Annotated in this window: 24 protein-coding genes; 15 read left to right on the plus strand and 9 right to left on the minus strand. The window is 57.3% G+C overall.

Annotation, left to right across the window (positions count from 1 at the left end):
* Positions 1-70 precede the first annotated feature (70 nt).
* Positions 71-559 (minus strand): hypothetical protein, encoded by a 489-nt coding sequence (locus FS690_RS02135; protein WP_039385979.1) that lies wholly within the window; start codon positions 557-559, stop codon positions 71-73.
* A gap of 594 nt (positions 560-1,153) precedes the next feature.
* On the opposite strand from FS690_RS02135, the gene flhB reads away from it, so the two are divergent.
* Genes flhB through FS690_RS02150 form a run of 3 tightly spaced genes read left to right on the plus strand, consistent with a single transcriptional unit; the run spans position 1,154 to position 4,789 of the window.
* Complete coding sequence (flhB, locus tag FS690_RS02140; protein WP_039384913.1) at positions 1,154-2,308, plus strand: flagellar biosynthesis protein FlhB; 1,155 nt, start codon at positions 1,154-1,156, stop codon at positions 2,306-2,308.
* Positions 2,301-4,388, plus strand: coding sequence for a flagellar biosynthesis protein FlhA (gene flhA / locus FS690_RS02145; protein ID WP_039384912.1), 2,088 nt, complete (start codon positions 2,301-2,303; stop codon positions 4,386-4,388). The genes flhB and flhA overlap by 8 nt, the downstream gene beginning before the upstream one ends.
* Positions 4,388-4,789: a flagellar protein FlhE gene (locus FS690_RS02150; RefSeq protein ID WP_071668897.1), complete on the plus strand. Its 402-nt coding sequence runs from the start codon at positions 4,388-4,390 to the stop codon at positions 4,787-4,789. The genes flhA and FS690_RS02150 overlap by 1 nt, the downstream gene beginning before the upstream one ends.
* A 45-nt stretch (positions 4,790-4,834) precedes the next feature.
* On the opposite strand, the gene argS is transcribed toward FS690_RS02150, so the two are convergent.
* Both argS and FS690_RS18490 read right to left on the minus strand, forming a co-directional pair.
* The gene (gene argS, locus FS690_RS02155; RefSeq protein WP_104085103.1) at positions 4,835-6,565 is read right to left on the minus strand and encodes an arginine--tRNA ligase; all 1,731 of its coding nucleotides are present in this window, start codon (positions 6,563-6,565) and stop codon (positions 4,835-4,837) included.
* 174 nt (positions 6,566-6,739) lie between these two features.
* The gene (locus FS690_RS18490; protein ID WP_255402039.1) at positions 6,740-6,862 is read right to left on the minus strand and encodes a hypothetical protein; all 123 of its coding nucleotides are present in this window, start codon (positions 6,860-6,862) and stop codon (positions 6,740-6,742) included.
* A 310-nt stretch (positions 6,863-7,172) separates the two neighbouring features.
* On the opposite strand from FS690_RS18490, the gene FS690_RS02160 reads away from it, so the two are divergent.
* Positions 7,173-7,733: a VOC family protein gene (locus FS690_RS02160; RefSeq protein ID WP_094111062.1), complete on the plus strand. Its 561-nt coding sequence runs from the start codon at positions 7,173-7,175 to the stop codon at positions 7,731-7,733.
* On the opposite strand, the gene FS690_RS02165 is transcribed toward FS690_RS02160, so the two are convergent.
* Complete coding sequence (locus tag FS690_RS02165; RefSeq protein ID WP_145339013.1) at positions 7,730-8,869, minus strand: MalY/PatB family protein; 1,140 nt, start codon at positions 8,867-8,869, stop codon at positions 7,730-7,732. The two genes, FS690_RS02160 and FS690_RS02165, sit on opposite strands and share 4 nt — an antisense overlap.
* 85 nt (positions 8,870-8,954) lie before the next feature.
* Between FS690_RS02165 and cutC the strand changes: the two genes are divergently transcribed.
* Together cutC and FS690_RS02175 are read left to right on the plus strand one after the other, a co-directional pair.
* Complete coding sequence (gene cutC, locus FS690_RS02170) at positions 8,955-9,707, plus strand: copper homeostasis protein CutC (protein ID WP_145339014.1); 753 nt, start codon at positions 8,955-8,957, stop codon at positions 9,705-9,707.
* Between the two features lie 267 nt (positions 9,708-9,974).
* Complete coding sequence (locus FS690_RS02175; protein ID WP_145339015.1) at positions 9,975-10,823, plus strand: hypothetical protein; 849 nt, start codon at positions 9,975-9,977, stop codon at positions 10,821-10,823.
* Positions 10,824-10,868: 45 nt separating this feature from the next.
* Here the strand turns inward: FS690_RS02175 and cmoB are convergent, their stop codons facing one another.
* The 3 genes from cmoB to FS690_RS02190 form a co-directional block, all read right to left on the minus strand.
* On the minus strand, positions 10,869-11,837 hold the full coding sequence (cmoB, locus tag FS690_RS02180) for a tRNA 5-methoxyuridine(34)/uridine 5-oxyacetic acid(34) synthase CmoB (protein ID WP_039384896.1): 969 nt from the start codon (positions 11,835-11,837) through the stop codon (positions 10,869-10,871).
* Positions 11,834-12,562: a carboxy-S-adenosyl-L-methionine synthase CmoA gene (gene cmoA / locus FS690_RS02185; protein WP_039385978.1), complete on the minus strand. Its 729-nt coding sequence runs from the start codon at positions 12,560-12,562 to the stop codon at positions 11,834-11,836. Before cmoA ends, cmoB begins: the two co-directional genes overlap by 4 nt.
* A 77-nt stretch (positions 12,563-12,639) precedes the next feature.
* Positions 12,640-13,461 (minus strand): DUF72 domain-containing protein, encoded by an 822-nt coding sequence (locus FS690_RS02190; protein ID WP_071668892.1) that lies wholly within the window; start codon positions 13,459-13,461, stop codon positions 12,640-12,642.
* Positions 13,462-13,662: 201 nt separating this feature from the next.
* Between FS690_RS02190 and aspS the strand changes: the two genes are divergently transcribed.
* The 6 genes from aspS (at position 13,663) to ruvB (ending at position 19,222) form a co-directional block, all read left to right on the plus strand.
* Positions 13,663-15,444 (plus strand): aspartate--tRNA ligase, encoded by a 1,782-nt coding sequence (aspS, locus tag FS690_RS02195; RefSeq protein WP_039384894.1) that lies wholly within the window; start codon positions 13,663-13,665, stop codon positions 15,442-15,444.
* Entirely contained in the window at positions 15,444-15,875 is a 432-nt protein-coding gene (gene nudB, locus FS690_RS02200) for a dihydroneopterin triphosphate diphosphatase (RefSeq protein ID WP_039384893.1), read from the plus strand. Before aspS ends, nudB begins: the two co-directional genes overlap by 1 nt.
* A gap of 270 nt (positions 15,876-16,145) precedes the next feature.
* Positions 16,146-16,889 carry a YebC/PmpR family DNA-binding transcriptional regulator gene (locus FS690_RS02205; protein WP_039384891.1) on the plus strand — a complete coding sequence of 248 codons (744 nt, stop codon included), beginning with the start codon at positions 16,146-16,148 and terminating at the stop codon, positions 16,887-16,889.
* A gap of 36 nt (positions 16,890-16,925) precedes the next feature.
* The gene (gene ruvC, locus FS690_RS02210) at positions 16,926-17,453 is read left to right on the plus strand and encodes a crossover junction endodeoxyribonuclease RuvC (protein WP_039384890.1); all 528 of its coding nucleotides are present in this window, start codon (positions 16,926-16,928) and stop codon (positions 17,451-17,453) included.
* 141 nt (positions 17,454-17,594) lie between these two features.
* On the plus strand, positions 17,595-18,209 hold the full coding sequence (gene ruvA, locus FS690_RS02215; protein WP_145339016.1) for a Holliday junction branch migration protein RuvA: 615 nt from the start codon (positions 17,595-17,597) through the stop codon (positions 18,207-18,209).
* 8 nt (positions 18,210-18,217) lie between these two features.
* On the plus strand, positions 18,218-19,222 hold the full coding sequence (gene ruvB / locus FS690_RS02220) for a Holliday junction branch migration DNA helicase RuvB (protein ID WP_065649104.1): 1,005 nt from the start codon (positions 18,218-18,220) through the stop codon (positions 19,220-19,222).
* 68 nt (positions 19,223-19,290) lie between these two features.
* On the opposite strand, the gene znuB is transcribed toward ruvB, so the two are convergent.
* Together znuB and znuC are read right to left on the minus strand one after the other, a co-directional pair.
* Positions 19,291-20,076 (minus strand): zinc ABC transporter permease subunit ZnuB, encoded by a 786-nt coding sequence (znuB, locus tag FS690_RS02225; protein WP_039384882.1) that lies wholly within the window; start codon positions 20,074-20,076, stop codon positions 19,291-19,293.
* Positions 20,073-20,828, minus strand: a complete 756-nt coding sequence (gene znuC / locus FS690_RS02230; RefSeq protein WP_039385977.1) for a zinc ABC transporter ATP-binding protein ZnuC — start codon at positions 20,826-20,828, stop codon at positions 20,073-20,075. Before znuC ends, znuB begins: the two co-directional genes overlap by 4 nt.
* Before the next feature lie 77 nt (positions 20,829-20,905).
* On the opposite strand from znuC, the gene znuA reads away from it, so the two are divergent.
* From znuA to lpxM, 3 genes are all read left to right on the plus strand, one after another.
* Entirely contained in the window at positions 20,906-21,865 is a 960-nt protein-coding gene (znuA, locus tag FS690_RS02235) for a zinc ABC transporter substrate-binding protein ZnuA (RefSeq protein ID WP_108569392.1), read from the plus strand.
* Positions 21,866-21,879: 14 nt separating this feature from the next.
* Complete coding sequence (gene mepM / locus FS690_RS02240; protein ID WP_145339017.1) at positions 21,880-23,205, plus strand: murein DD-endopeptidase MepM; 1,326 nt, start codon at positions 21,880-21,882, stop codon at positions 23,203-23,205.
* A 125-nt stretch (positions 23,206-23,330) separates the two neighbouring features.
* Entirely contained in the window at positions 23,331-24,305 is a 975-nt protein-coding gene (gene lpxM, locus FS690_RS02245) for a lauroyl-Kdo(2)-lipid IV(A) myristoyltransferase (protein WP_108569391.1), read from the plus strand.
* The last annotated feature ends 14 nt before the right edge of the window (positions 24,306-24,319 follow it).

The raw sequence follows: 24,319 nt of genomic DNA on the forward strand, positions 1-24,319 counted from the left end.
CTGGCGATGACGGCGCTATTTTGCCATAAACTGCGGTATGACTGTCGCCAATATGCGCCAGATTGTTGACTCAATCCAGGATCCAGGTCGCGGTATCAGTGGTGCGGCACGCCTTACTGGCACCGCCTACTGCCACGCACACCTGTTTAGCGCGACGCGGTTTCGGGCGATCGCTGCGCAACGTGGCGTCATAGCGGCTGGTCTCAACGGCCGCTTTAGGGGGGATATAGCCTATCAGCTGGCCTTCAGGCTCTTCAGCAATCGCCAGCCAGTTATGCTCCACCCGGCCAAGCACTTCAAAGCGCTGGGCATTATCAAGGTAGCGCACGACTTTACCGCCGTAGTCAGGGGTGGTCATAACGGAAGCGGCGTAGAGTGCGCGCCAGGATGCGTTGACGGGGGTGAACTCTGCCGGTGCGGCAACCGCATAACGATGCGTCAGGGTAACGCCGTTAACCGTACTGGTTACCAGCGTATCCTCTGTCACTGCCGGCGGCGGGGTTTTGCACCCGGCCAGCGTCAGGGTCGCCAGCAGCGTAAGCATAAGCGTTTTTTTCACCATCATCCTTATCATTCCATCAGATTAATTGCAGAGTAACAGTGGGCGTACCCGGCGAGTATGAACATAGTGTGTTGCGAAAAAACCACGAAAAACAGCCAGATCTCTTCAGGACAACGTGCGTCTCAGTCTACCTAAGACTTTTGAGAATTCAAACTATTGCATCGCGGTAAATTGCGTGTTAGCGCCATAACATCACGCCTGAAGCCGCAGAGGAGGTCTGCAGAAGGCTGCAACAGTTAAGCGACTTTTACGGTTCACCCGGCATCGGGCAGGCCGGGTAGCGAAGAATCTTTTCAGGCAAACGTCTGTCCGGGATAAAACATTATAAAAATTTATGTTTTACAGTGAAATTAATAATGTGATCTCTTTGCAGAAAATTCTCATTTTAAGATTTTCCGCGCCTGTTCAGATCCCTAAAACCCCGATCGCGTCACGTCTTTTGTGCGCTGTTTCTGCTGAGAAAACGGACAGGGCACGACAACGATTTTACTTATGACGCAATAAGCAGGTTATTTCGTCGTTTAATCCGCGCTTCACTCCCGGGTAAGTTTGTCATCCTGTACTCAGAATTTCTGCCAGCTGAGGTGTGCTGTGTCTGAAGAGAGTAGCAGCGAGGACAAAACAGAATCGCCCACCCCCCACCGACTTGAGAAAGCGCGGGAAGAGGGGCAGATCCCGCGATCGCGCGAGCTGACATCGGTGCTGATGCTGCTGACCGGGCTGATGATCCTCTGGCTTGGCGGTTCCCACATGGCCACGCAGCTTGCCCGTATGGTGGCAACCGGTTTTCGCTTCGATCACGGTATGGTGAACGATGACAAAATTATTGTGGCGCATATCGGCAATCTGGTCATGCAGGCAGTGGTGGCGCTGCTGCCGCTGATGGGCGGGCTGGTAATTGTTGCCATGGCGGCCCCGATGGCGCTGGGCGGCATTCATATCAGCGGTAAGTCGATCAAACTCGATTTTAAGAAGCTCAACCCGCTGCCAGGCATAAAACGCCTCTTTTCCGGCCAGAGCGCGGCTGAACTGGTGAAGGCGATCCTCAAGGCGGTGCTGGTAGGGGTGGTAGCGGGCTGGTATCTCTGGAGCCACTGGCAGGAGATGCTGCGGCTGATCGCGGAATCGCCGGTTAACGCGCTGCACCATGGCCTGAGTATGGTCGCCACCAGCTGCGGGCTGGTGATGCTGGGTCTGTTTCCGATGGTCGGTTTTGATGTGTTCTGGCAGCTCTACAGCTATTTCAAAAAGCTGCGCATGACGCGTCAGGAGATCCGCGACGAACATAAACAGAATGAGGGCGATCCGCACGTGAAGGGGCGGATCCGTCAGGCGATGCGCGCGGCGGCCCGCCGCCGCATGATGGCTGATGTACCGAAAGCTGACGTGATTGTGACGAACCCGACGCACTACTCGGTGGCGCTGCAGTATCAGGAAGGCAAGATGAATGCGCCAAAAGTGGTGGCGAAAGGCGCAGGTGACATCGCGCTGCGCATTCGTGAAGTGGCAAAAGAGCACCGCGTGCCGATCCTTGAAGCGCCGCCGCTGGCGCGAGCGCTCTATCGGCATACTGAAATTGGTCAGTTTATCCCCGGTGCGCTGTACGCTGCCGTAGCGGAAGTGCTGGCCTGGGTCTGGCAGCTGCGGCGCTGGAAGCGCGAAGGCGGCCTGATCCCGACCAAACCTAAGCATCTGCCGGTCCCGGCAGAGATGGACTTTGCAGGAGAGAACAGAGACGATGGCTAATCTGGCCGAAAAGCTGCGTTTACCGGGCAGTTTTAAAGAGACGCAATGGCAGGTGCTGGCAGGACCGGTGCTGATAATGTTGATCCTGTCGATGATGGTGCTGCCGCTGCCCGCCTTCATTCTCGATCTGCTGTTTACCTTTAATATCGCGCTATCGATCATGGTGCTGCTGGTGGCGATGTTCACCCAGCGCACCCTGGAGTTTGCGGCGTTCCCCACCATACTGCTGTTCTCAACGCTATTACGCCTGGCGCTGAACGTCGCCTCCACCCGTATCATTCTGCTGGAAGGACATACCGGGGCCGACGCAGCGGGCCGCGTCGTAGAAGCGTTTGGCCACTTTCTGGTCGGTGGTAACTTTGCCATCGGTATTGTGGTGTTTATCATTCTGGTGATCATCAACTTCATGGTCATCACCAAAGGCGCCGGACGTATTGCGGAAGTTGGCGCCCGCTTTGTACTGGACGGAATGCCCGGCAAGCAGATGGCGATTGATGCCGATCTTAACGCCGGTCTGATTGGCGAAGATGAGGCCAAGCGTCGCCGTTCCGAAGTGACGCAGGAGGCCGATTTCTACGGTTCAATGGATGGTGCCAGCAAGTTTGTGCGCGGGGATGCCGTCGCCGGTATTCTCATCATGGTGATCAACGTCATTGGCGGCCTGCTGGTGGGCGTTGTGCAGCATGGGATGGATGTTGGCCACGCCGGTGAGACCTATACGCTGCTGACTATCGGTGATGGCCTGGTGGCGCAGATCCCGGCGCTGGTGATCTCCACGGCAGCAGGCGTCATCGTCACCCGCGTCGCCACTGACCAGGATGTCGGTGAGCAGATGGTCGGGCAGCTGTTTAATAATCCACGCGTGCTGATGCTCAGCGCCGGGGTAATCGGCCTGCTTGGTCTGGTGCCCGGCATGCCTAACTTTGTCTTTCTGCTGTTTACCGGCGCGCTGCTCGGGCTTGCCTGGTGGCTGCGCGGCCGTGAGATGCAGCCGAAGAAGCAGCCTGAATCAGCCAGCCTGATGAAAACCCAGGAGACGCCCGCCACGGTTGAGGCCTCCTGGACCGACGTTCAGCTGGAGGATTCGCTGGGAATGGAAGTGGGCTATCGCCTCATTCCGATGGTTGACCATACCCAGAATGGCGAGCTGCTGGGCCGTATCCGCAGCATCCGTAAGAAAGTGGCACAGGAGGTTGGTTTTCTGCCGCCGGTGGTACATATCCGCGACAACATGGAGCTGCCGCCCGCACGCTATCGCATTCTGATGAAAGGCGTGGAGATTGGCAGCGGTGACGCCTACCCTGGCCGCTGGATGGCCATTAATCCCGGCACCGCAGCCGGCAGCCTGCCGGGCGAGCCTACCGTTGATCCGGCGTTTGGCCTGGCGGCGATCTGGATCGACAGCGCCCTGAAAGAGCAGGCGCAGATTCAGGGTTATACCGTGGTCGAGGCAAGCACCGTGGTGGCAACGCACCTCAACCACCTGATTGGACAGTACGCCAGCGAGCTGTTTGGCCGGCAGGAGGCGCAGCAGCTGCTGGATCGCGTTACTCAGGAGATGCCGAAGCTGACGGAAGATCTGGTGCCGGGGGTAATCAGCCTGACCACGCTGCATAAAGTGCTGCAGAACCTGCTTACCGAGCGGGTATCAATCAGGGATATGCGCACCATCATCGAAACGCTGGCGGAGCACGCGCCGGTGCAGAGCGACCCACAGGAGCTGACCAGCGTAGTACGCGTGGCGCTGGGGCGGGCGATCACCCAGCAGTGGTTCCCGGGCAGCGGAGAGGTGCAGGTTATTGGCCTGGATGCCATGCTGGAGCGTCTGCTGCTGCAGGCGCTGCAGGGCGGCGGTGGCCTGGAGCCAGGGCTGGCCGATCGTCTGCTGATGCAGGCACAGGCGGCGCTGCAGCAGCAGGAGATGAGCGGTGCGCCGCCGGTCCTGCTGGTGAACCATCCGCTGCGTGCGCTGCTGGCGCGCTTCCTGCGGCGTAACCTGCCGCAGCTGGTGGTACTTTCCAATCTGGAGCTGAGTGACAATCGCCAGATCCGCATGACCGCCACGATTGGAGGCAAATAATGCGGCGCTGCTATCCGTTAATGTTGCTGCTGCTGTTCACACCGCTGGCGGGCATAGCCGCTACCGGTGCGTGGAGCGCCAGCGTCAGCGGTCCCGGACTTGGGGCACGCGGCAGCTGGCTGTTATCGCCAGCGCTCAGGGCGCCTTCTGCGGCACCCGGCAACATCGCCGTGGTGAACTGGCGCTATCAGCTCAGCCGTCCGGCACCATCCGGGCTGGTAGTGCGCCTCTGCGCCAGCCAGCGCTGCGTGGAGCTGGATGGGGCCAGCGGATCCACGCGCGGTCTGGCGCTGATCCCGGCCGAAGAGCCGCTCTATCTGGCGTTTGGCTTTCAGGGGCAGGGAGCGCTGCCGCCGGGTCTGCGGGTGCTCAGCAGTGAAGTGACCGTAAACTATCGGTAATAACAAAAAACCCGCACAAGGCGGGTTTTTTATCAGCTGCTGTCATTACATCCGTTCGACGGTTTTAATCCCCAGCGTATCCAGCCCCTGTTTCAGGGTCTTCGCGGTGAGAGCCGCCAGCTGCAGGCGGCTGTTGCGTACAGACGCCTCTTCAGCCGCCAGAATCGGGCAGTGCTCATAGAAGCCGGAGAAGAGTCCGGCCAGGTCATACAGATAAGCACACATAACATGCGGCGTGCCATCACGCGCAACCTGCGTGATCACCTCTTCAAACTGCAGCAGGCGCGTGGCCAGCAGCGCTTCGCGCTCATCCGTTAGCGTAATTTCACCGCTCAGGGTCTCTGCATCCAGACCCGCTTTACGGAACACCGACAGGACGCGGGTATAGGCATACTGCATATAAGGCGCGGTATTGCCCTCAAATGCCAGCATGTTGTCCCAGTCGAAAATGTAATCTGTGGTACGGCTCTTGGAGAGATCGGCATATTTAACCGCGCCGATGCCAACAATTTCCGCCAGATCGGCCAGTTCCTGCGGCGACATCTCCGGATTTTTAGCGCTGACCAGCGTGTGGGCACGTTCAACGGCTTCATCCAGCAGATCCGCCAGCTTAATGGTGCCACCGCTGCGGGTTTTAAACGGACGGCCATCTTTGCCCAGCATCATGCCGAAGGCGTGGTGCTCAAGCGGCACGGAGGCTGGCACGTAGCCCGCTTTACGTACGATGGTCCATGCCTGCTGCAGGTGCTGATGCTGGCGTGAGTCGATATAGTAGAGCACGCGATCGGCGTGCAGCGTTTCATAGCGATATTTTGCGCAGGCGATATCGGTAGTGGTATAGAGATAGCCGCCATCCTTTTTCTGGATGATAACGCCCATCGGCTCGCCTTCCTTGTTTTTATACTCATCAAGGAAAACCACCGTCGCGCCTTCGCTGGTGACCGCCAGACCCTTTTCACGCAGGTCAGCGACAATGCCTGGCAGCATATCGTTGTAGAGGCTCTCTCCCATGACATCATTACGCGTCAGAGTGACATTCAGACGGTCATAGACCAGCTGATTCTGGCTCATGGTGATATCCACCAGCTTTTTCCACATGGTGCGACAATACTCATCGCCGCCCTGCAGCTTGACGACATAACTGCGCGCGCGCGCGGCGAACGCTTCATCTTCATCGTAAGTACGCTTTGCTTCGCGATAAAATGCTTCCAGATCGGCGAGAGCAATATCAGCATGATCTTCATTCTGCTGCTTTTCCAGATAGGCGATAAGCATGCCAAACTGCGTACCCCAGTCGCCGACGTGGTTAGCCCGGATCACATTGTGACCCAGAAACTCCAGCGTCCGCACTGCCGCATCGCCGATGATGGTGGAGCGCACGTGGCCCACGTGCATCTCTTTCGCCACGTTAGGTGCCGAGTAGTCGATAACAATGGTTTGCGGTTCAGGTTTGCTGACGCCGAGATCGGGCTGCTGCAGCGCCTGCGCGGCCTGCTGTGCCAGCCACTGGCGATCGAGGAAAATATTGATAAAGCCAGGCCCTGCAATCTCGGTATGACTGGCAATGCCGGTCAGATCCAGATGCTTCACCACCTGTTCAGCCAGCTGACGCGGTGCCTGGCCCAGCCGTTTTGCCGCGCCCATGATGCCGTTCGCCTGATAATCACCAAACTGGACTTTAGCTGACTGACGAACCAGCGGTTCGCAATCGTCGGGCGCACCCGCTGCACGCATCGCCTGACTGACTTTATCGGAAAGAAGAGCCTGAATATTCACCGCGTTACCTTCATATGCTGAAAAGGCCCGTCAGCAGAGGACGAGCCGATACCATCATCCCGCGCTTGTGTCGGGACGGAAAAAAAGAGAGGGGAAGTATACGTGAAATGTTAGGATGCGTCAGCAACAGCAGTCGGCCCGGACTGGTCAGCTGACGGCAAAACCGCGCGCCGATTAACGGCGGCGCGGGTGACGACGAGGATTTTTGACGCTTTTGTCTTCACGCACCTTCCAGTGACGGGAAATGGCGAATCCCGTTAATGCAATGAGAACCGCGACAACAATGAGCATAGACATAGAGCCGTTCCTTGTGAGGTAGAAACTCAAATTTATAAGAAAGGGGGGTTATCTGCAATTCATTGGTGCCCAAATAAGAGTTATCTCATTGTGTAAAGATTCGTCAATTTAATCATAAGCTTAGCTTGTTTTTATAAAGTTAAGCCTGGCCCTGATTAGGCGAATAATCTGAATGTAAGCCTGTTTTTATCTGGTTTTGGCGGTTTTTATTGACTAAATCGGATGAATCCGAAGGTTTTGTCTGGCTGAAAAAGCTGGCATATTGATTTTAATGATTAATTTCACTGAACAGACGTTGAGGTTTCAGGTAATGAAGCTGGACTTTCCCCCGGAGTTAGACGATTTAACAGAAGATTTTTGCCGTTTTGAGCAGGCGCTGCAGGCTTTTGCTGCGCGACTCGGACTTTCACCGCAGGCACACGAGATTGATCATCTGGCCGTGCGCTGTCACCAGTTTGCTACCGCCGAACGCTGGAAGCGCGGCTTTTTGCAAATTGGTGAGCTCTTTTCAGAAGCGATGATTAACGGTCGACCGATCTGTCTGTTTAAACTCCGGCAGCCGGTCACGCTGGCAGGGCAGCAGATTGATGTGATTGAGCTGCCCTGGCCGGGCGCGAAGCTGTACCGGCACGAGGGCTGGGAACATATTGAGATCGTCCTGCGCGGTGAGCCGGAAACGCTGGGCATGCGCGCCATGGCGCTGCTCTCTGATGCGGCGTTGACGCAGCCCGGCATCTCTTTTAAAACCAGCGCGCCGCAGGGCGAGAATGAACGCCTGCCTAATCCTGTGCTGGCCGTCACCGATGGTGAAACCACGATTAAATTTCACCCCTGGCGACTTGAAGAGATTGTCGCCAGCGAGCGCGATTAACGCCGGGCTTCCACCGCCTGCTTCAGGCGCGCTGCCGCTTCCTGCAGGGTGGCGCGCGTGCAGCCAAAATTGAAGCGGACAAAGCGGTCATCGCCAAAATCGCCTCCGGGCGAGAAGCCGAGCCCGTACTGCTCAAAATAGCGCGCCGGGTTTTCACTCTGCAGGCCGCTGGCGTCAATCCAGCCGAGATAGGTCGCGTCCGGCACAACCATATCGAGGCCGGGTAGGGCATCAATGCGGCTCGCCAGCCAGTCGCGGTTTGCGCGCAGATAGGCAATTTGCGCCTGTAGCCACGCATCACCCTCGCGCCACGCCGCCTCGGCGGCAACCAGTGCCAGAATATCCACGCCCGGCACGATCCCCTCACGCACCTGCTTAAAACGCCGGCGTAACGTATCATCGGGAATAATGGCCATAGAGGCTCCCAGACCGGCGATGTTGAAACTTTTAGAGGGGGAGATAAGTGTTATGCTGCGCTGTGCGGCATCCTCACTCAGCGCGGCAAACGGCGTATGCTGCACGCCCGGCGTAAGCACCAGATCGGCGTGGATCTCATCTGAACAGACGATAAGATCGTGGCGCTGCGCAAACGCCAGCTGGCGGGAGAGTTCATCGCGCCGGTACACCGTGCCGCCGGGGTTTTGCGGGTTGCACAGCATCAGCAGTCGCTCGTTGCCCGTCATCTCCGCCCGATCGATGTCCATGACCCAGCGATCTTTTGTGCGCTGCAGCGGCAGACTGAGCTGCGCGCAATCGGCCAGCCGGGAAGCGCCGCGAAACGGCGGATAGATGGGCGCAGGCGCCACGGTACGCTCCCCGGCTGCGGTAAAAGCACGCACGGCAATGTTGAGCCCGCTTACAACCCCCGGCAATATCACTATCCATTCTGGCCTGATACTCCAGTTATAGCGCTCCGCCATGCGCTGCACGATAATCTCTGTCAGTCCGGCAGGCGTGACACCGTAACCGAATACACCGTGTGCGACTCGCTTTTGAATGGCCTCAATAATACAGGGTGGCGAGCGAAAATCGGTATCTGCAATCCAGAGTGGCAGCACATCACGGTCACGATATTTGTGCCATTTAAGACTATCACTGTGACCGCGGTCTATCCGTTGATCAAAATCGAATACCATAGTGCGCTTTCCACGTAAAATGAGTGAGTAACAGACTAACCGAAGCTACCCCCTCTGAGCCAGCAGTCGTGATAAGGAGAAACCGATGACGAAACTGGAAATTTGTTGCTACGGCATTGATTGCGCAGTGACCGCCCAGCGCGCCGGTGCCGATCGCGTAGAGCTTTGCAGCGCCCCGCGCGAGGGCGGGCTGACACCGTCAGCGGGCATGCTGCAGGCCGCACTGCGCGAGCTGACTATTCCGGTGCATCCCATCATCCGGCCGCGCGGCGGCGATTTTTGCTACTCCCGTCTGGAGTTTGACATTATGAAATCGGATATCGCGCAGATACGCGAATGGGGCTTTCCCGGCGTCGTCGTGGGCGTTCTGGATGAAGATGCGCATATCGATGTGCCGCGTATGCAGCAGATTATGCAACTGTGCGATGGCCTGGCCGTGACCTTTCACCGGGCGTTTGATCTGTGCCACAGTCCCAGGCGGGCGCTGGAGGTGCTGACCGATCTGGGTGTCGCGCGCATCCTGACGTCAGGCCAGCAGCAGAGTGCAGAAACAGGAATTGCACTACTCAGGGAACTTAATCAATTAAGCACGGGTCCAATCATTATGGCCGGTGCTGGTGTACGCCTGAGCAATCTGCAGAAGTTTCTGGATTGCGGCTTGCAGGAGGTGCACAGCTCAGCCAGTCGCGCCATCGCTTCCTCTATGCGCTATCGCAAAGCGGGTGTTTCGATGTGCGCCGAAGCAGAAACCGATGAATTCAGCCGTTCCTGCGTTGATGGTGACGTAATAGAAGCCATGAAAAGTATGATGCAGATGAACGTTAACCGGGTCGCCTGATCCGCTATCGATTTTGCCGCACAGCACGCCACCAACCCTGACGTGATGTTTGCAAGTACCACGCCCCAGTCATTTGCTGGGGTTTTTTTTATGCCGTTAAGAACGCGCAGGTGAGCCGGCTGCCGGCAAATATAGCCTGTTCTGCGGTTGATTCACTCCCTTTATATTTGCTACACCCGGCATAATTTTCTCCTCCGCCCGCCATTACCATAGCGATCTGGCGGAAAAGGTGCTTTGCTTAACAGATGGCTCCATGCGGATAACCCTATGAAATGCCACCTTTGTGCCACGCTGTTGCTGACATATTTAGCTGCCTGCCCGACGCAGGCGGCCACCGCTCCCTGTCCGCCGCTCAGCCATAACATCAGCAGCAGCAATCTCTGGATCCTGCTGGGCGGCGCGGCAAAAGGCGCGGTGCGGCAGGTTATTGCCGGGGAGTTTGGTAAAGACGTTGACTCCCAGAAACGCGTGCTGGGCCAGTTTGACCGCTGCGGCGACCTGATGGTGGCTGATATCAGCTACGATAAGCGCGAAGGGAATATTGTGCTGAGCATGGAGCAGCATATTGCCCGCGTACAGCGCGGCTGGGTAGCGGAGTACGCCTGGCGGGTTACCGCGATTAAGGCGGGGCGTGAAGAAGTGGTGGATCAGCGACAGGGTACGCTGAGCTGGCGCAAAGGGCCGCAGGGAAACATCATCAGCGCCACCGATAAATTCGTGAATATGGGCAGTGAGGGTTCTGCAGCGATCGCCTATCATTACGACCCGCGATTACGGGTGCAGAAGAGCGTCACGCGCGGCAGCGATAAACAAAATAACGGTGAAAACCGCTGGCGCTGGAATGCGCAGGATCGGGTGGTTGAGACGCAAAGCGCGCGCAGCCGGGAGATCTGGCGTTACGATAAGCAGTGGCGCGAGCTGGGATTAAGCGGGCTGGCGACCACGCCGGTCAGCACGCTGCACTCTACGGACACCTGTCAGCTCTGGGATGAAGCCGGCAACTGTACGCTGAGTTTTCTGCACGAAAAAGAGGTGTTTGCCAAAGGCACTATCGAGCGTCATCTTACTTCCGCCTATAAATATCAGTACTGGGATCGGTCAGCAGATGAGCAGTAGCAGGATAATACCTGACGCGCCGCGATGCCGTCGCGGCGCGTATTTTCAGGGCTTGCGGGCAACCAGTACGGCGCGCAGCGGCGCGGGGTAACCCTCAACCGTTTTGCTGCTATCGGCCGGATCGAGAAACTCTGCCAGCGACTCGCTGGTCATCCAGCTGGTGCGACGCTGCTCTTCCACGGACGTGACCGCATAGTCGGCAATGCGTACATCAACAAAACCGCACTTCTCCAGCCAGCCTTTCAGCGCTGCCGCTGACGGAATAAAGTAGACGTTGCGCATTTGCGCATAGCGCTCACCCGGTACCAGGACGGCATGTTCATCGCCCTCAATCACCAGCGTTTCCAGCACCAGCTCACCCTCGCTCACCAGCTGATTTTTCAGCTGCAGCAGATGATCGAGCGGTGAACGGCGGTGGTAGAGCACGCCCATTGAGAATACGGTATCAAACGCCTGCAGCGCGGGCAGCTGTTCAATGCCGAGCGGCAGCAGATGCGCGCGGCGATCGTCACCCAGCAGTTTACGTACCGCTTCGAACTGGCAGAGAAACAGCTGCATCGGGTCGATGCCCACCACCATCTGCGCGCCAGCGCCCAGCATACGCCACATGTGATAGCCGCTGCCGCAGCCAACGTCCAGAATCGTCCGCCCGGCGAGCGGAGAGATATGGGGTAACACCCGATCCCATTTCCAGTCAGAGCGCCATTCCGTGTCGATCTCCGTGCCGTAAAGCGCATAGGGGCCTTTACGCCACGGCATCAGATTACGCAGCAGCTTTTCAATACCGGCGCGCTGGCGATCGGTCAGATCGTCACGCTGCGCGCTGACGCTGTGCACCAGATCCAGCGTTTGCGGCGTCAGCAGCGGCAGATACTCCACCGCTTTTTCCCAGTTGCGAAAATGTCCGTGCAGATTGTCACGCTGCCAGGCCGCGATTTGCGCCGGCAGAACTTCCAGCCAGCTCGCCAGCGGGCCGGTGGCGATTTGCTGATAAAAACGGCCAAAGTCGATCATTTCAGCGCCACCAGTGAACCAAAGTTGAAGCACTGGAACCAGAGTTCTGCATGAGCAAAGCCCGCCGCTTTAAGGCGGGCTTTGTGCGTTTCCACGCTGTCGGTCAGCATGACATTCTCCAGCATGCTGCGCTTCTGGCTAATCTCCAGTTCGCTGTAGCCGTTGGCACGCTTGAAATCGTGATGCATGTTAAACAGCAGTTCGCCCACCTCAGCATCTTCAAAGCTGAACTTTTCTGACAGCACCAGGGCGCCGCCGGGATTCAGGCCGCGGGCAATTTTTTCCAGCAGCGCAATGCGGGCGTCAGGCGCCAGAAACTGCAGCGTAAAGTTGAGCACCACCAGCGAAGCGTTCTCAATTTCGATATCGCGGATATCAGCCTCCAGCACCTGTACCGGCGTATCGGCACGAAAGGCGTCGATATGGCGGCGGCAGCGCTCAACCATCGCCGGCGAATTATCCACGGCAATAATCTGGCAGCCGGGTACGCGGATATTGCGGCGCACCGAAAGAGTGGCGGCCCCCAGTGAACACCCGAGGTCATACACCTGGCTGTCGGGCTGTACAAAGCGTTCTGCCAGCATACCAATCATTGAAATGATGTTGGAGTAGCCGGGCACCGAGCGCTGAATCATATCGGGGAAGACTTCAGCCACGCGCTCGTCAAAGGTCCAGTCACCCAGCTTATCGATAGGTGCGGAAAATAGCGTATCGCGGTCAGACATAATGGAAAATCCGAAGAGAAAAACGGAAAGGGCGCTATTCTGGCAGAAAGTCGCCTCTGCTGCACCCGTTTCCCTGCTCAGAACAGCGCGCTCTGCTGCGGCCACGCTGGCAGGTCGCGCAGGCCGGGTTCCAGCGCCTGCAGCTGTGGCCAGAGCGCCTGTACCAGCGGAAACACCTCTCCCATATCCGGCGTATGAATAAACAGCAGCGGATCGCTCTCTGTCTGCCACGCTGCCAGCTTGCTGCGCCACGGCGGAAAGAGGGCTTCGCTCTCTGCCACGCTATCGCTGCCGATAAACCGGACCATCGGCTGAGTGCCGGTGCGCACCGCATGTGGCGGCACGCGCGGTTTTTTCGCCCGCGCGTCGATAGCGGCAGCCGATTGTGAGGCAGAAGCGTGCACCGGCCGGCTGTCGAGTACCACCCGGTTAACGCCGCGCGCGTGCAGGCCACGGTTTAGCTGGCGCTCCGCCTCGCCACGGGCAAAAAATGCCTGATGACGCACTTCAACGCCATAGCTGAAGCTGCGCGGCAGGCTATCCAGAAAGCGCCACAGATCGTCAAGCTGTGCCGGTGAAAAACTGGCGGGCAGCTGCAGCCAGTATTGCCCCAGGCGCGTGCTGAGCGGATCCAGCAGGCGAAAAAAATCGCTGACTAAATCATCACAATTACGCAGAGCAGCCTGATGAGAGATGGTTGCGGGAAATTTAAAGCAGAAGCGGAAATCGTCATGCGTCATGTCGCGCCAGCGCTGCACCACCTCAGGTTTTGGCAGCGCATACAGCGTTGTATTCCCTTCTACGCAGCTAAACAGACGCGCATAATCCTCCAGCGTATGCAGACCAAACTGTTTCCACTGCGGGTGATGCCATTGTGGTAGACCAATACGAAGCGTCAAAACGGACTCCGGATGCCGGTTGTAAGAGAAAGCGGGCAGAGGATAACGCATAAATGCCGATGAATTAGCTGCTTTGCAGCAGCTCTACTTATCCTGCCTGGCTTTTTCCATTATAATAGCTGCCTTTTTTGCGGCAGCATCTTCAGAGGTTACGCGCCCTGATGCTGCCTGGCAGCAGCGTCGAAGTTAAAAGGATACGTTATGCGTACAGAATATTGCGGACAGCTCAACCTGTCTCATGTGGGTCAGCAAGTTACTCTCTGCGGCTGGGTTAATCGCCGTCGCGATCTCGGCAGCCTGATTTTTATCGATATGCGTGACCGCGAAGGGATCGCTCAGGTGTTTTTTGATGCCGATTATCAGGAGGCTTTCCAGCTGGCGTCTGAGCTGCGCAACGAATTCTGCATCCAGATCACCGGTACGGTGCGCGCGCGTGAAGAGAAAAACCGCAACAGCGATATGGCGACCGGCGATATCGAAGTGTTTGCCCACGCGCTGACCATCATTAATCGCGCGGAGCCGCTGCCGCTGGACTCCAACCAGGTCAATAGCGAAGAAGCGCGTCTGACCTATCGTTACCTCGATCTGCGTCGCCCGGAGATGGCACAGCGCCTGAAAACGCGCGCCAGAATTACCAGCTTTGTTCGCCGCTTTATGGACAGTGAAGGTTTCCTGGATATTGAAACGCCGATGCTGACCAAAGCAACGCCGGAAGGCGCGCGCGACTATCTGGTGCCAAGCCGCGTGCATAAAGGCAAGTTCTATGCGCTGCCGCAGTCGCCACAGCTGTTTAAGCAGCTGCTGATGATGTCCGGCTTCGATCGCTACTATCAGATTGTAAAATGCTTCCGCGATGAAGATCTGCGGGCCGATCGCCAGCCTGAATTTACGCAAATCGACGTTGAAACCTCCTTTATGAGCGCGGAAGAGGTGCGGGAGAAGATGGAGCGCCTGATCCGCGAGCTCTGGCTTGAGATCAAAGGCGTTGATCTGGGTGATTTCCCGCTGATGACGTTTGCAGAAGCGATGAACCGCTACGGCTCTGATAAACCCGATCTGCGTAATCCGATGGAACTGGTGGACGTTGCCGATCTGCTGAAAGACGTAGAGTTTAAGGTGTTCTCTGGTCCGGCGAACGACGCCAAAGGACGGGTTGCTGCGCTGCGCGTGCCGGGCGGTGCGACGCTGACGCGTAAGCAGATTGATGAATATACGAAGTTTGTTGAGATTTATGGTGCACGTGGCCTGGCATGGATGAAAATCAACGCCCGCGCCAGTGGCGCTGAAGGCGTGCAAAGTCCGGTGGCCAAATTCCTGACGCCTGAGATCGTGGAAGCGATTCTGGATCGCACCGGCGCGCAGGATGGCGATCTGATCTTTTTTGGCGCCGATCGCGCTAAAGTTGTGGCGGATGCGCTGGGTGCACTGCGCCTGAAAGCTGGCCGCGACCTGAAGATCACCGACGAGAAAGCCTGGGCACCGCTCTGGGTCATCGACTTTCCGATGTTTGAAGAGGATGACGAAGGCGGTCTGGCAGCGATGCACCATCCGTTTACCTCACCTAAGTCGCTTACGGCGGAGCAGCTGGCAGCCGAGCCGACGCAGGCAGTGGCTAATGCCTACGATATGGTGATCAACGGCTACGAAGTGGGCGGCGGCTCTGTGCGTATCCACAACGGGACGATGCAGCAGACTGTGTTCAGCATTCTCGGCATTACGGCTGAAGAACAGCAGGAGAAGTTTGGCTTCCTGCTGAACGCGCTCAAATATGGTACGCCGCCGCACGCCGGTCTGGCGTTTGGCCTTGATCGTCTGACTATGCTGCTCACCGGCACCGATAATATTCGTGACGTGATCGCTTTCCCGAAAACCACGGCGGCAGCCTGTATGATGACGGAAGCACCAAGCCTGGCAAATCCAGCTGCGCTGAGCGATCTGGGCATTCAGATTGTCGCGAAGAAAGAAAAGCCAGAGCAGCAGTAATGGGCTTTAAACATCCGGTATCGGTGCTGGTGGTGATCTTTGCGCGAGATACCGGCCGGGTGTTGATGCTGCAGCGGCGCGATGATCACGGCTTCTGGCAGTCGGTCACCGGCAGTCTGGAGCCGGGTGAAACGCCGGCTCAGGCTGCAGCACGCGAAGTGGCGGAAGAGCTGGCGATCGATATCTGTGGCGAAGGGCTGCAGCTTGAAGATTGCCAGCGGCAGATTGAATTTGAGATCTTCCCTCATTTTCGTCACCGCTATGCGCCAGGCATAACGCACAATCGCGAGCACTGGTTCCGGCTGGCGCTGCCGGCTGAACGGATGCCGCTGCTGAGTGAGCACCTGGCTGCCCGCTGGCTGATCGCTGAAGAGGCTGCGGCGTTAACCAAATCCTGGAGCAATCGCCAGGCGATTGAAGAGTTTATCTGAGCGAGCGCCGCCGCGTGTTTTCCGGTGGCAACCAGGGTAAATTCCACACATTCGACGAAGCGTATTCCCTTCGTCCAACTATCGTGTGCTGTTTTATCAAACCGCACCGCTAACATTGAGCAGTCAGGCGTTATCGGCGCAGCGCAATTGTTCATCGTCAGCGCCACCACCGCCGCGCAGATCTCTGCGTGCGGATGGCGTGGATGCTGCCGGGGATAAGAGCGCAGGCAAGATAGCCTGCACCCTGTAAAAGATCGGAGAAAATGTAAGATGGCTGGTCACAGTAAATGGGCGAACACAAAACATCGTAAGGCGGCGCAGGACGCCAAGCGCGGCAAGATCTTTACTAAAATCATTCGCGAGCTGGTCACTGCCGCGAAGCTGGGCGGCGGCGATGCAGGTTCTAACCCGCGTCTGCGCGCAGCGATGGATAAAGCGCTCTCAAATAACATGACGCGCGACACAATGAACCGCGCCATTGCACGCGGCGTCGGCGGCGAAGATGATTCCAATATGGAAACCATCATTTATGAAGGCTACGGTCCGGGCGGCTCTGCGGTAATGATCGAATGCCTGAGTGACAACCGTAACCGTACCGTCGGAGAAGTGCGCCACGCCTTCACCAAAACCGGCGGTAATCTGGGCACTGACGGCTCTGTCTCCTATCTCTTCAGCAAAAAAGGAGTGATCTCCTTTGCTCCGGGTCAGGATGAAGATGCGGTGATGGAAGCAGCACTGGAAGCGGGTGCGGAAGATGTGGTGAGCTATGATGACGGTGCCATCGATGTCTTCACAGCGTGGGAAGAGCTGGGCAACGTGCGTGATACGCTGGAAGCGGGCGGTCTGAAAGCTGACAGCGCTGAAGTCTCCATGATCCCGTCAACCAAAGCGGAACTGGATGCAGAAACGGCACCAAAACTGCTGCGGCTGATCGATATGCTGGAAGATTGCGACGACGTGCAGGAGGTTTATCACAACGGTGAGATCTCTGACGAGGTGGCGGAAACGCTGTAATGGCGTGGTTATTTTTCCGGCAACCGGAGGCGTGCTGTGGCGATTATTCTCGGGATTGACCCCGGCTCGCGCATTACCGGCTACGGCGTTATCCGTCAGACCGGCCGTCAGCTGAGCTACCTGGGCAGCGGCTGTATCCGCACCAACGTGACCGATTTACCGGGACGCCTGAAGCTGATTTATGCCGGCGTCTGCGAAATCATCACGCAGTTTTCGCCTGACTACTTTGCGATTGAGCAGGTGTTTATGGCGAAAAATGCGGATTCGGCACTGAAACTTGGCCAGGCTCGCGGCGCAGCGATTGTGGCCGCGGTCAATGCCGATTTGCCGGTGTTTGAATATGCGGCGCGGCAGGTCAAACAGACGGTTACCGGAACCGGCGGGGCGGAGAAGAGCCAGGTGCAGCATATGGTCCGCACGCTGCTGAAACTGCCGGCCAACCCGCAGGCGGATGCGGCAGATGCGCTGGCTATCGCCATCACCCACTGCCACGTTAGCCAGAATGCGGCGCGCATGAGCGACAGCAAACTGGTGATGACGCGCGGGCGGCTGCGCTCGGGTTAAGCTGCCATCAGACGCGCTAACAGGCTGGATATGCATCCAGCCTTTTTTATGTTATACATAGCCGCTATCACACCGCCAGCGGCTGCGCTGGTCACAGGGAATACCCTGCACCGCTTACTCACAGATTAAGGAATTGCTCAGGTGATTGGTCGTTTACGAGGCAACATTCTGGAAAAACAGCCGCCGCTGGTGCTGCTTGAAGCGCACGGCGTCGGTTATGAAGTGCATATGCCAATGACCTGCTTCTACGAGCTGCCGGAGATCGCCCAGGAGGCGGTCATTTTCACCCATTTCGTGGTGCGTGAAGATGCCCAGCTGCTGTTTGGTTTCAACAGCAAACAGGAGCGCGCGCTCTTTCGCGAGCTGATCAAAGTCAACGGCGTTGGCCCCAAGCTGGCGCTGGCGATCCTATCGGGCATGTCAGCGCAGCAGTTTGTGACCGCTGTTGAGCGTGAAGAGGTCGCCTCGCTGGTGAAGCTGCCGGGTGTCGGCAAAAAAACCGCTGAGCGCCTGGTGGTTGAGATGAAAGATCGCTTTAAAGGCATGCATGGCGATCTCTTTGGCGGCGACTCAGCCTTTACGCTGACAACGCCAGCGGCCGCGCCGGAGAACAACGACGCTGAAGCAGAAGCGGCTGCTGCGCTGGTGGCGCTGGGATATAAACCGCAGGAAGCCAGCCGCATGATCAGCAAAGTGGGCAAACCTGACGCAGACTGCGAAACCCTGATCCGCGAAGCGCTGCGTGCAGCTATCTGAGGTAACACATGATTGAAGCCGATCGCCTGGTCTCGGGCAGTTCATATAATGAAGAAGAGAGCCTGGATCGTGCTATTCGCCCGAAGCTGCTCGCGGAGTATGTCGGTCAGCCGCAGGTGCGCGAACAGATGGAGATCTTTATCCAGGCGGCAAAGCTGCGCGGCGATGCACTTGACCATCTGCTGATTTTCGGCCCGCCTGGGCTGGGGAAAACCACACTGGCGAATATCGTGGCGAATGAGATGGGCGTCAATCTGCGCACGACGTCAGGGCCGGTGCTGGAGAAAGCGGGCGATCTGGCGGCGATGCTCACCAATCTCGAACCGCACGACGTCCTGTTTATTGATGAGATCCACCGTCTCTCCCCGGTAGTGGAAGAGGTGCTCTATCCGGCAATGGAAGATTATCAGCTGGATATCATGATCGGTGAGGGGCCGGCCGCCCGCTCAATCAAGCTCGATCTGCCGCCGTTTACCCTGATTGGCGCGACGACGCGCGCCGGGTCGCTGACCTCCCCGCTGCGCGATCGTTTCGGCATTGTCCAGCGGCTTGAGTTCTATAACGTGCCGGATCTGCAGCATATTGTCAGCCGCAGCGCGGCCTGTCTCGGTCTGACGCTGAGTGAAGAGGGCGCGCTGGAAGTGGCCCGTCGCGCACGCGGCACCCCGCGTATCGCTAATCGCCTGCTGCGCCGCGTGCGTGATTTTGCCGATGTCCGTGCCGCAGGCAACATGAGCGGTGACGTGGCGGCCAGCGCGCTGGATATGCTGAATGTCGATACGCAGGGTTTTGATTACATGGACCGCAAGCTGCTACTGGCGATTATCGATAAGTTTATGGGTGGCCCGGTAGGGCTGGATAACCTGGCGGCAGCAATAGGCGAAGAGCGCGAAACGATCGAGGATGTTATAGAGCCTTTCCTGATCCAGCAGGGATTTATTCAGCGTACGCCGCGCGGCCGTATGGCAACGCAGCACGCTTACCGGCACTTTGATATCGTGCGCGAAGAATAGGGTGCAGCACGCAGGCAGACAAAAAACGGGCACCTCAGGTGCCCGTTTTGCATGGCTGAACGGATAACTCAGACAGCCGGTTTTTTTATCATGCTGAGTATAAACAGCACGGCGGCGCAGAGCACCACAGAAGGTCCGGCAGGGGTATCATAGGTGGCGGAGAACGTCAGGCCACCGGTCACGGCGATCAGTCCGGCGAGCGTTGCACAGCCCGCCATCTGTTCCGGAGAGCGCGAAAAGCGGCGCGCCGTTGCGGCAGGGATAATCAGCAGTGAGGTAATAATCAGCGCGCCGACAAACTTCATTGCGACGCCAATCGTCAGGGCGGTCACCAGCATCAGCATCAGCCGGGTACGCTGAATATTCACGCCGTCAACCTGCGCCAGCTCCGGACTGATGGTCATAGAGAGCAGGGCGCGCCACTGCCACGCCATTACCACCAGTACAATGGCAACGCCGCCGCCCATCAGCCAGAGATCGTCTGGCGTAATCGCCAGCAGGTCACCAAACAGGTAGGCCATAAGATCAACGCGGACTCCCTGCATCAGGCTGACCACCACCAGACCAAGTGAAAGCGCGCTGTGCGCCATAATCCCTAACAGCGTATCAATGGCCAGATGCGGGCGACGTTCCAGCCATACCAGGCCGAGCGCCAGACAGATTGTCACCAGGATAACCGCGTAGTAAGGGTTAACGTTCAGCAGCAGGCCAAAAGCCACGCCCAGCAGCGAGGCGTGCGCCAGGGTATCGCCAAAGTAGGACATGCGGCGCCAGACCACAAATGAGCCGAGCGGTCCGGCCGCCAGCGCCAGCAGCGCGCCGCCGAGCCAGCCGGGAAGTAATAATTCAATCATGACGGGCTGTTTCCTTTGCGTAAAACGATACGTCCCTGTAGGTCGTGACGATGGTTATGCTGATGCCGGTAAATGGCCAGCTGCTGTGCGCCGCGCGGACCAAACATGGCGATAAACTCAGGATGCTGCGACACCGCTTCCGGCGTACCGGAACAGCAAATATGGTGGTTAAGGCACAGCACTTCGTCGGTTTTCGCCATCACCAGATGCAGATCGTGTGAGACCATCAGCACGCCGCAGTTAAGTTCGCGTCGCAGCTGATCGATTAAATCGTAAAGCGCCACCTGACCGTTTACATCAACGCCCTGGGTCGGTTCATCCAGCACCAGCAGCTGCGGCTGGTTCAGCAGGGCGCGCGCCAGCAATACGCGCTGCGTTTCACCACCGGAGAGTTTCTGCAGCGGCGCCTGCAGCAGATGCCCGGCCTGTACGCGCTTCAGCGCCGGCAGGATATCGGCACGCCTGCTGCCGCCTGTCAGACGCATAAAGCGTTCTACGGTAACCGGCAGCGTGGGATCGATATGCAATTTTTGCGGCACGTAGCCAATACGCAGACCCGGCGCGCGCTGTACGCTGCCGCGGTCCGGCGTCAGCAGACCTAAAACCGTTCGCACCAGCGTTGACTTGCCGGCGCCGTTAGGGCCCAGCAGGGTCAGAATTTTACCAGGCTGAAGCGTCAGCGAGATACCTGCCAGCACACGGCGCTGGGCAAAGGTCACTGAAATATCGTCAAGTGTAACAAGTGAAGACATATAATTTACGGGTTGCATTGAAATTAGAATGTTATAATATCACATTCCATCACCCAGTCACGATGGAATGACGCATTATGTTACACAATAAGCAGCGCCTGTTTTTTAACCTTTCTGCCACTGCCATTTTAGCCGCGCTTGCGCTTCCGGCCCACTCAGCGGTCGTCACGTCAATCAAACCGTTAGGATTTATCGCAGCTGCGATTTCAGAAGGCATTACGCCGGTTGAAGTATTGCTGCCGGATGGCGCCTCGGAACACGATTACGCACTCCGTCCTTCTGATGTAAAACGCATTAAAAACGCGGACTTAGTCATCTGGGTCGGGCCTGAAATGGAGGCTTTCCTGACCAAACCTGCCGCCGCTCTGCCCGCCAGCAGGAACCTGGAAATCGCCGCGCTGCCGGCGGTGAAATCTCAGCTGATTCGGGGCGGAGAAGATGAGGATGAGCACGAAGAAGGGCACGCCTCAGATAAGTCCGAAGATCAGGACTCCTCTCATACTCACCATCATCATGGTGAATATAACATGCATCTGTGGATGTCACCGAAGATTGCACAAGAATCCGCTGTTGCAATCCACGGAAAATTATTGGAACTTATGCCCGAAAGCAAAGCCAAACTTGACGCCAATCTGCAGCAGTTTGAAGCAGCACTGGCCGAGACGGACAAACACATTGGCGCGCAGCTTGCGCCGGTGCGGAACAAGGGTTATTTCGTTTTTCACGACGCGTATAGCTATTTTGAGAAACACTACGGTTTGTCCCCCGCGGGGCATTTTACCGTCAATCCTGAAATCCAGCCTGGCGCTCAGCGTTTACATCAAATACGAACACAGTTGGTTGAGCAAAAAGCCGTATGCGTTTTTGCTGAGCCACAATTCAGGCCGGCGGTCATCGATGCCGTGTCACGTGGCACCAGCGTACGCAAAGGCACGCTGGATCCATTAGGCATGGGGATCAGCTTAACCAAAGACAGTTATGTGAAATTCCTCTCACAGCTGTCGAGCCAGTATGCGAGCTGCCTGAATGGAGCATAGAGGAAAAGATAAAAGTGCAGCAGATAGCCCGCTCTGTCGCCCTCGCATTTAATAATTTGCCGCGCCCCCACCGCGTTATGCTGGGGTCATTAACCGTTGTCACACTGGCCGTCGCTGTCTGGCGGCCGTATGTCTATCATCCCCATGACGTTGCGCCGATTGTCAAAGAGATTGCGCTGGATAAAAACGCATTGCGCACTCTGCTGCCGGAAGCCAGCGAGCCTATCGATCAAACCACGGCCGAACCTGAAGAGGATTTGCCGGCGGACGATATCGACAAAGATGTGCCTGACAATCCCGATCAGCATGACTACACCATTTCATCTGGCGATACATTAAGCAGCGCGCTGAATCAGTATGGCATCGATCTCAGCGACATCAATGCGCTGGTCGCCAGTGATAAAGCGCTGCGCAATCTGCAGGTGGGCCAGCAGCTGAGCTGGACGCTGGATACAGAAGGGCAGCTGCAGGCGTTTAGCTGGGAAATCAACCGCCGTGAAACCCGTACCTATGCGCGTCAGCCAAATGGCAGCTTCAGCATGCAGCAGGAGATGCAAAAAGGCGAATGGCAAAACAGCGTGCTGAAAGGGGAAGTGCGCGGCAGCTTTGCTGCCAGTGCGCAGCGTGCCGGTCTGAGCAGCGCTGAAACCAGCAACGTCATTAAAGCGATGCAGTGGCAGATGGATTTTCGCAAACTGCGTTCGGGCGATGAGTTCAGCGTGCTGATGTCGCGCGAGATGCTGGATGGCAAAAGTGCCCAGAGCCAGCTGCTGGGCGTGCGCGTGCGCAGCGGCGGCAAAGATTACTACGCCTTCCGCGCGGAAGATGGCAAGTTCTACGATCGCAGCGGTTCGGGTCTGGCGCGAGGCTTTATGCGCTTTCCAACGGTTAAGCAGTATCGCGTCTCTTCAAACTTTAACCCGCGCCGCCTCAACCCGGTAACCGGGCGCATCTCACCGCATAAAGGCGTCGACTTTGCGCTGCCGGTGGGGACGCCGGTGCTGGCCGTCGGCGATGGCGAAGTGGTGGTGGCTAAAAACGGCGGGGCTGCGGGCAACTACGTGGCGATTCGTCACGGCCGTCAGTATATGACCCGCTATATGCACCTGAGCCGTGCGCTGGTAAAGCCGGGGCAGAAAGTTAAACGCGGCGATCGCATCGCGCTCTCGGGTAATACCGGGCGCTCAACCGGTCCTCACCTGCATTACGAGGTGTGGATTAATAATCAGGCTGTTAACCCGCTGACGGCGAAAATGCCGCGTATGGAAGGGCTGACCGGGAAAGATCGCAGTACCTACCTTGCACAGGTTAAAACCTGGCTGCCGCAGCTGGCGCTGTAAAAGTCCGGCGGCGAATAAACGTTAAACCGACGATTAATTCGTCGGTTTTTTGCTTTCAGGCGCGTGAAGATTGCAAAAATAGCTGCCGTCACTATTATTGAGCCGTCATTGTCAGAGGCGAGTGCATGGAAACCCGAAAAAAAAATAACAGCGAGTTTATTCCCGTTTTTCAACGTTCTTTTTTAAAACCTAAATACTGGGGAAGCTGGCTGGCGGTTGGTGCGCTGGCGGGCATGGCAATGCTGCCGCCACGCCTGCGCGATCCTTTACTGGGTAGCTTAGGCACCTTTGCCGGTAAGCTGGCAAAAAGTGCGCGGCGTCGTGCGCTGATCAATCTCTATTACTGCTTGCCGGAACTGAGTGAAGCGCAGCGCGAAGAGATTGCTGACCGCATGTTTGCTACCGCGCCGCAGGCGATGGCGATGATGGCAGAACTCGGCATGCGCAACCCGGAGCGGGTGCGCCAGCGGGTAGAGTGGCACGGCCGTGAAATTATTACTGACTTACAGAATAACAATGAGAATGTGATCTTCCTGGTGCCGCACGGCTGGGGCGTGGATATCCCCGCCATGCTGCTGGCGTCGGAAGGGCAGAAGATGGCAGCGATGTTTCACAATCAGAGCGATCCGCTAATGGATTATCTGTGGAACACCGTACGCCGCCGGTTTGGTGGCCGTATGCATGCGCGCAACGACGGGATTAAGCCCTTTATCGCCTCAGTGCGTCAGGGCTACTACGGCTACTATCTGCCGGATCAGGATCACGGTGCTGAGCACAGCGAGTTTGTCGATTTCTTTGCAACCTACAAGGCTACGCTGCCGGCAGTGGGACGACTGATGAAAGTCTGCCGGGCGCGGGTAGTGCCGCTGTTTCCGGTATACAACAGTAAAACGCACCGCCTGGAGATCTACGTGCGGCCGCCGATGGACGATCTGGTGGATGCGGATGACACCAGGCTGGCACGCCGTATGAATGAAGAAGTGGAGATTTTTGTGCGGCCGCATCCGGAGCAATACACCTGGATCCTGAAGCTGCTGAAAACGCGTAAAGAGGGGGATATCGAGCCTTACCGGCGTAAAGATCTCTATCCGCGTAAGTGATTCTGTATGCTGCC

The organism is Pantoea sp. PSNIH1 (genome assembly GCF_007680655.1).
Lineage (GTDB): Bacteria > Pseudomonadota > Gammaproteobacteria > Enterobacterales > Enterobacteriaceae > Pantoea > Pantoea eucrina.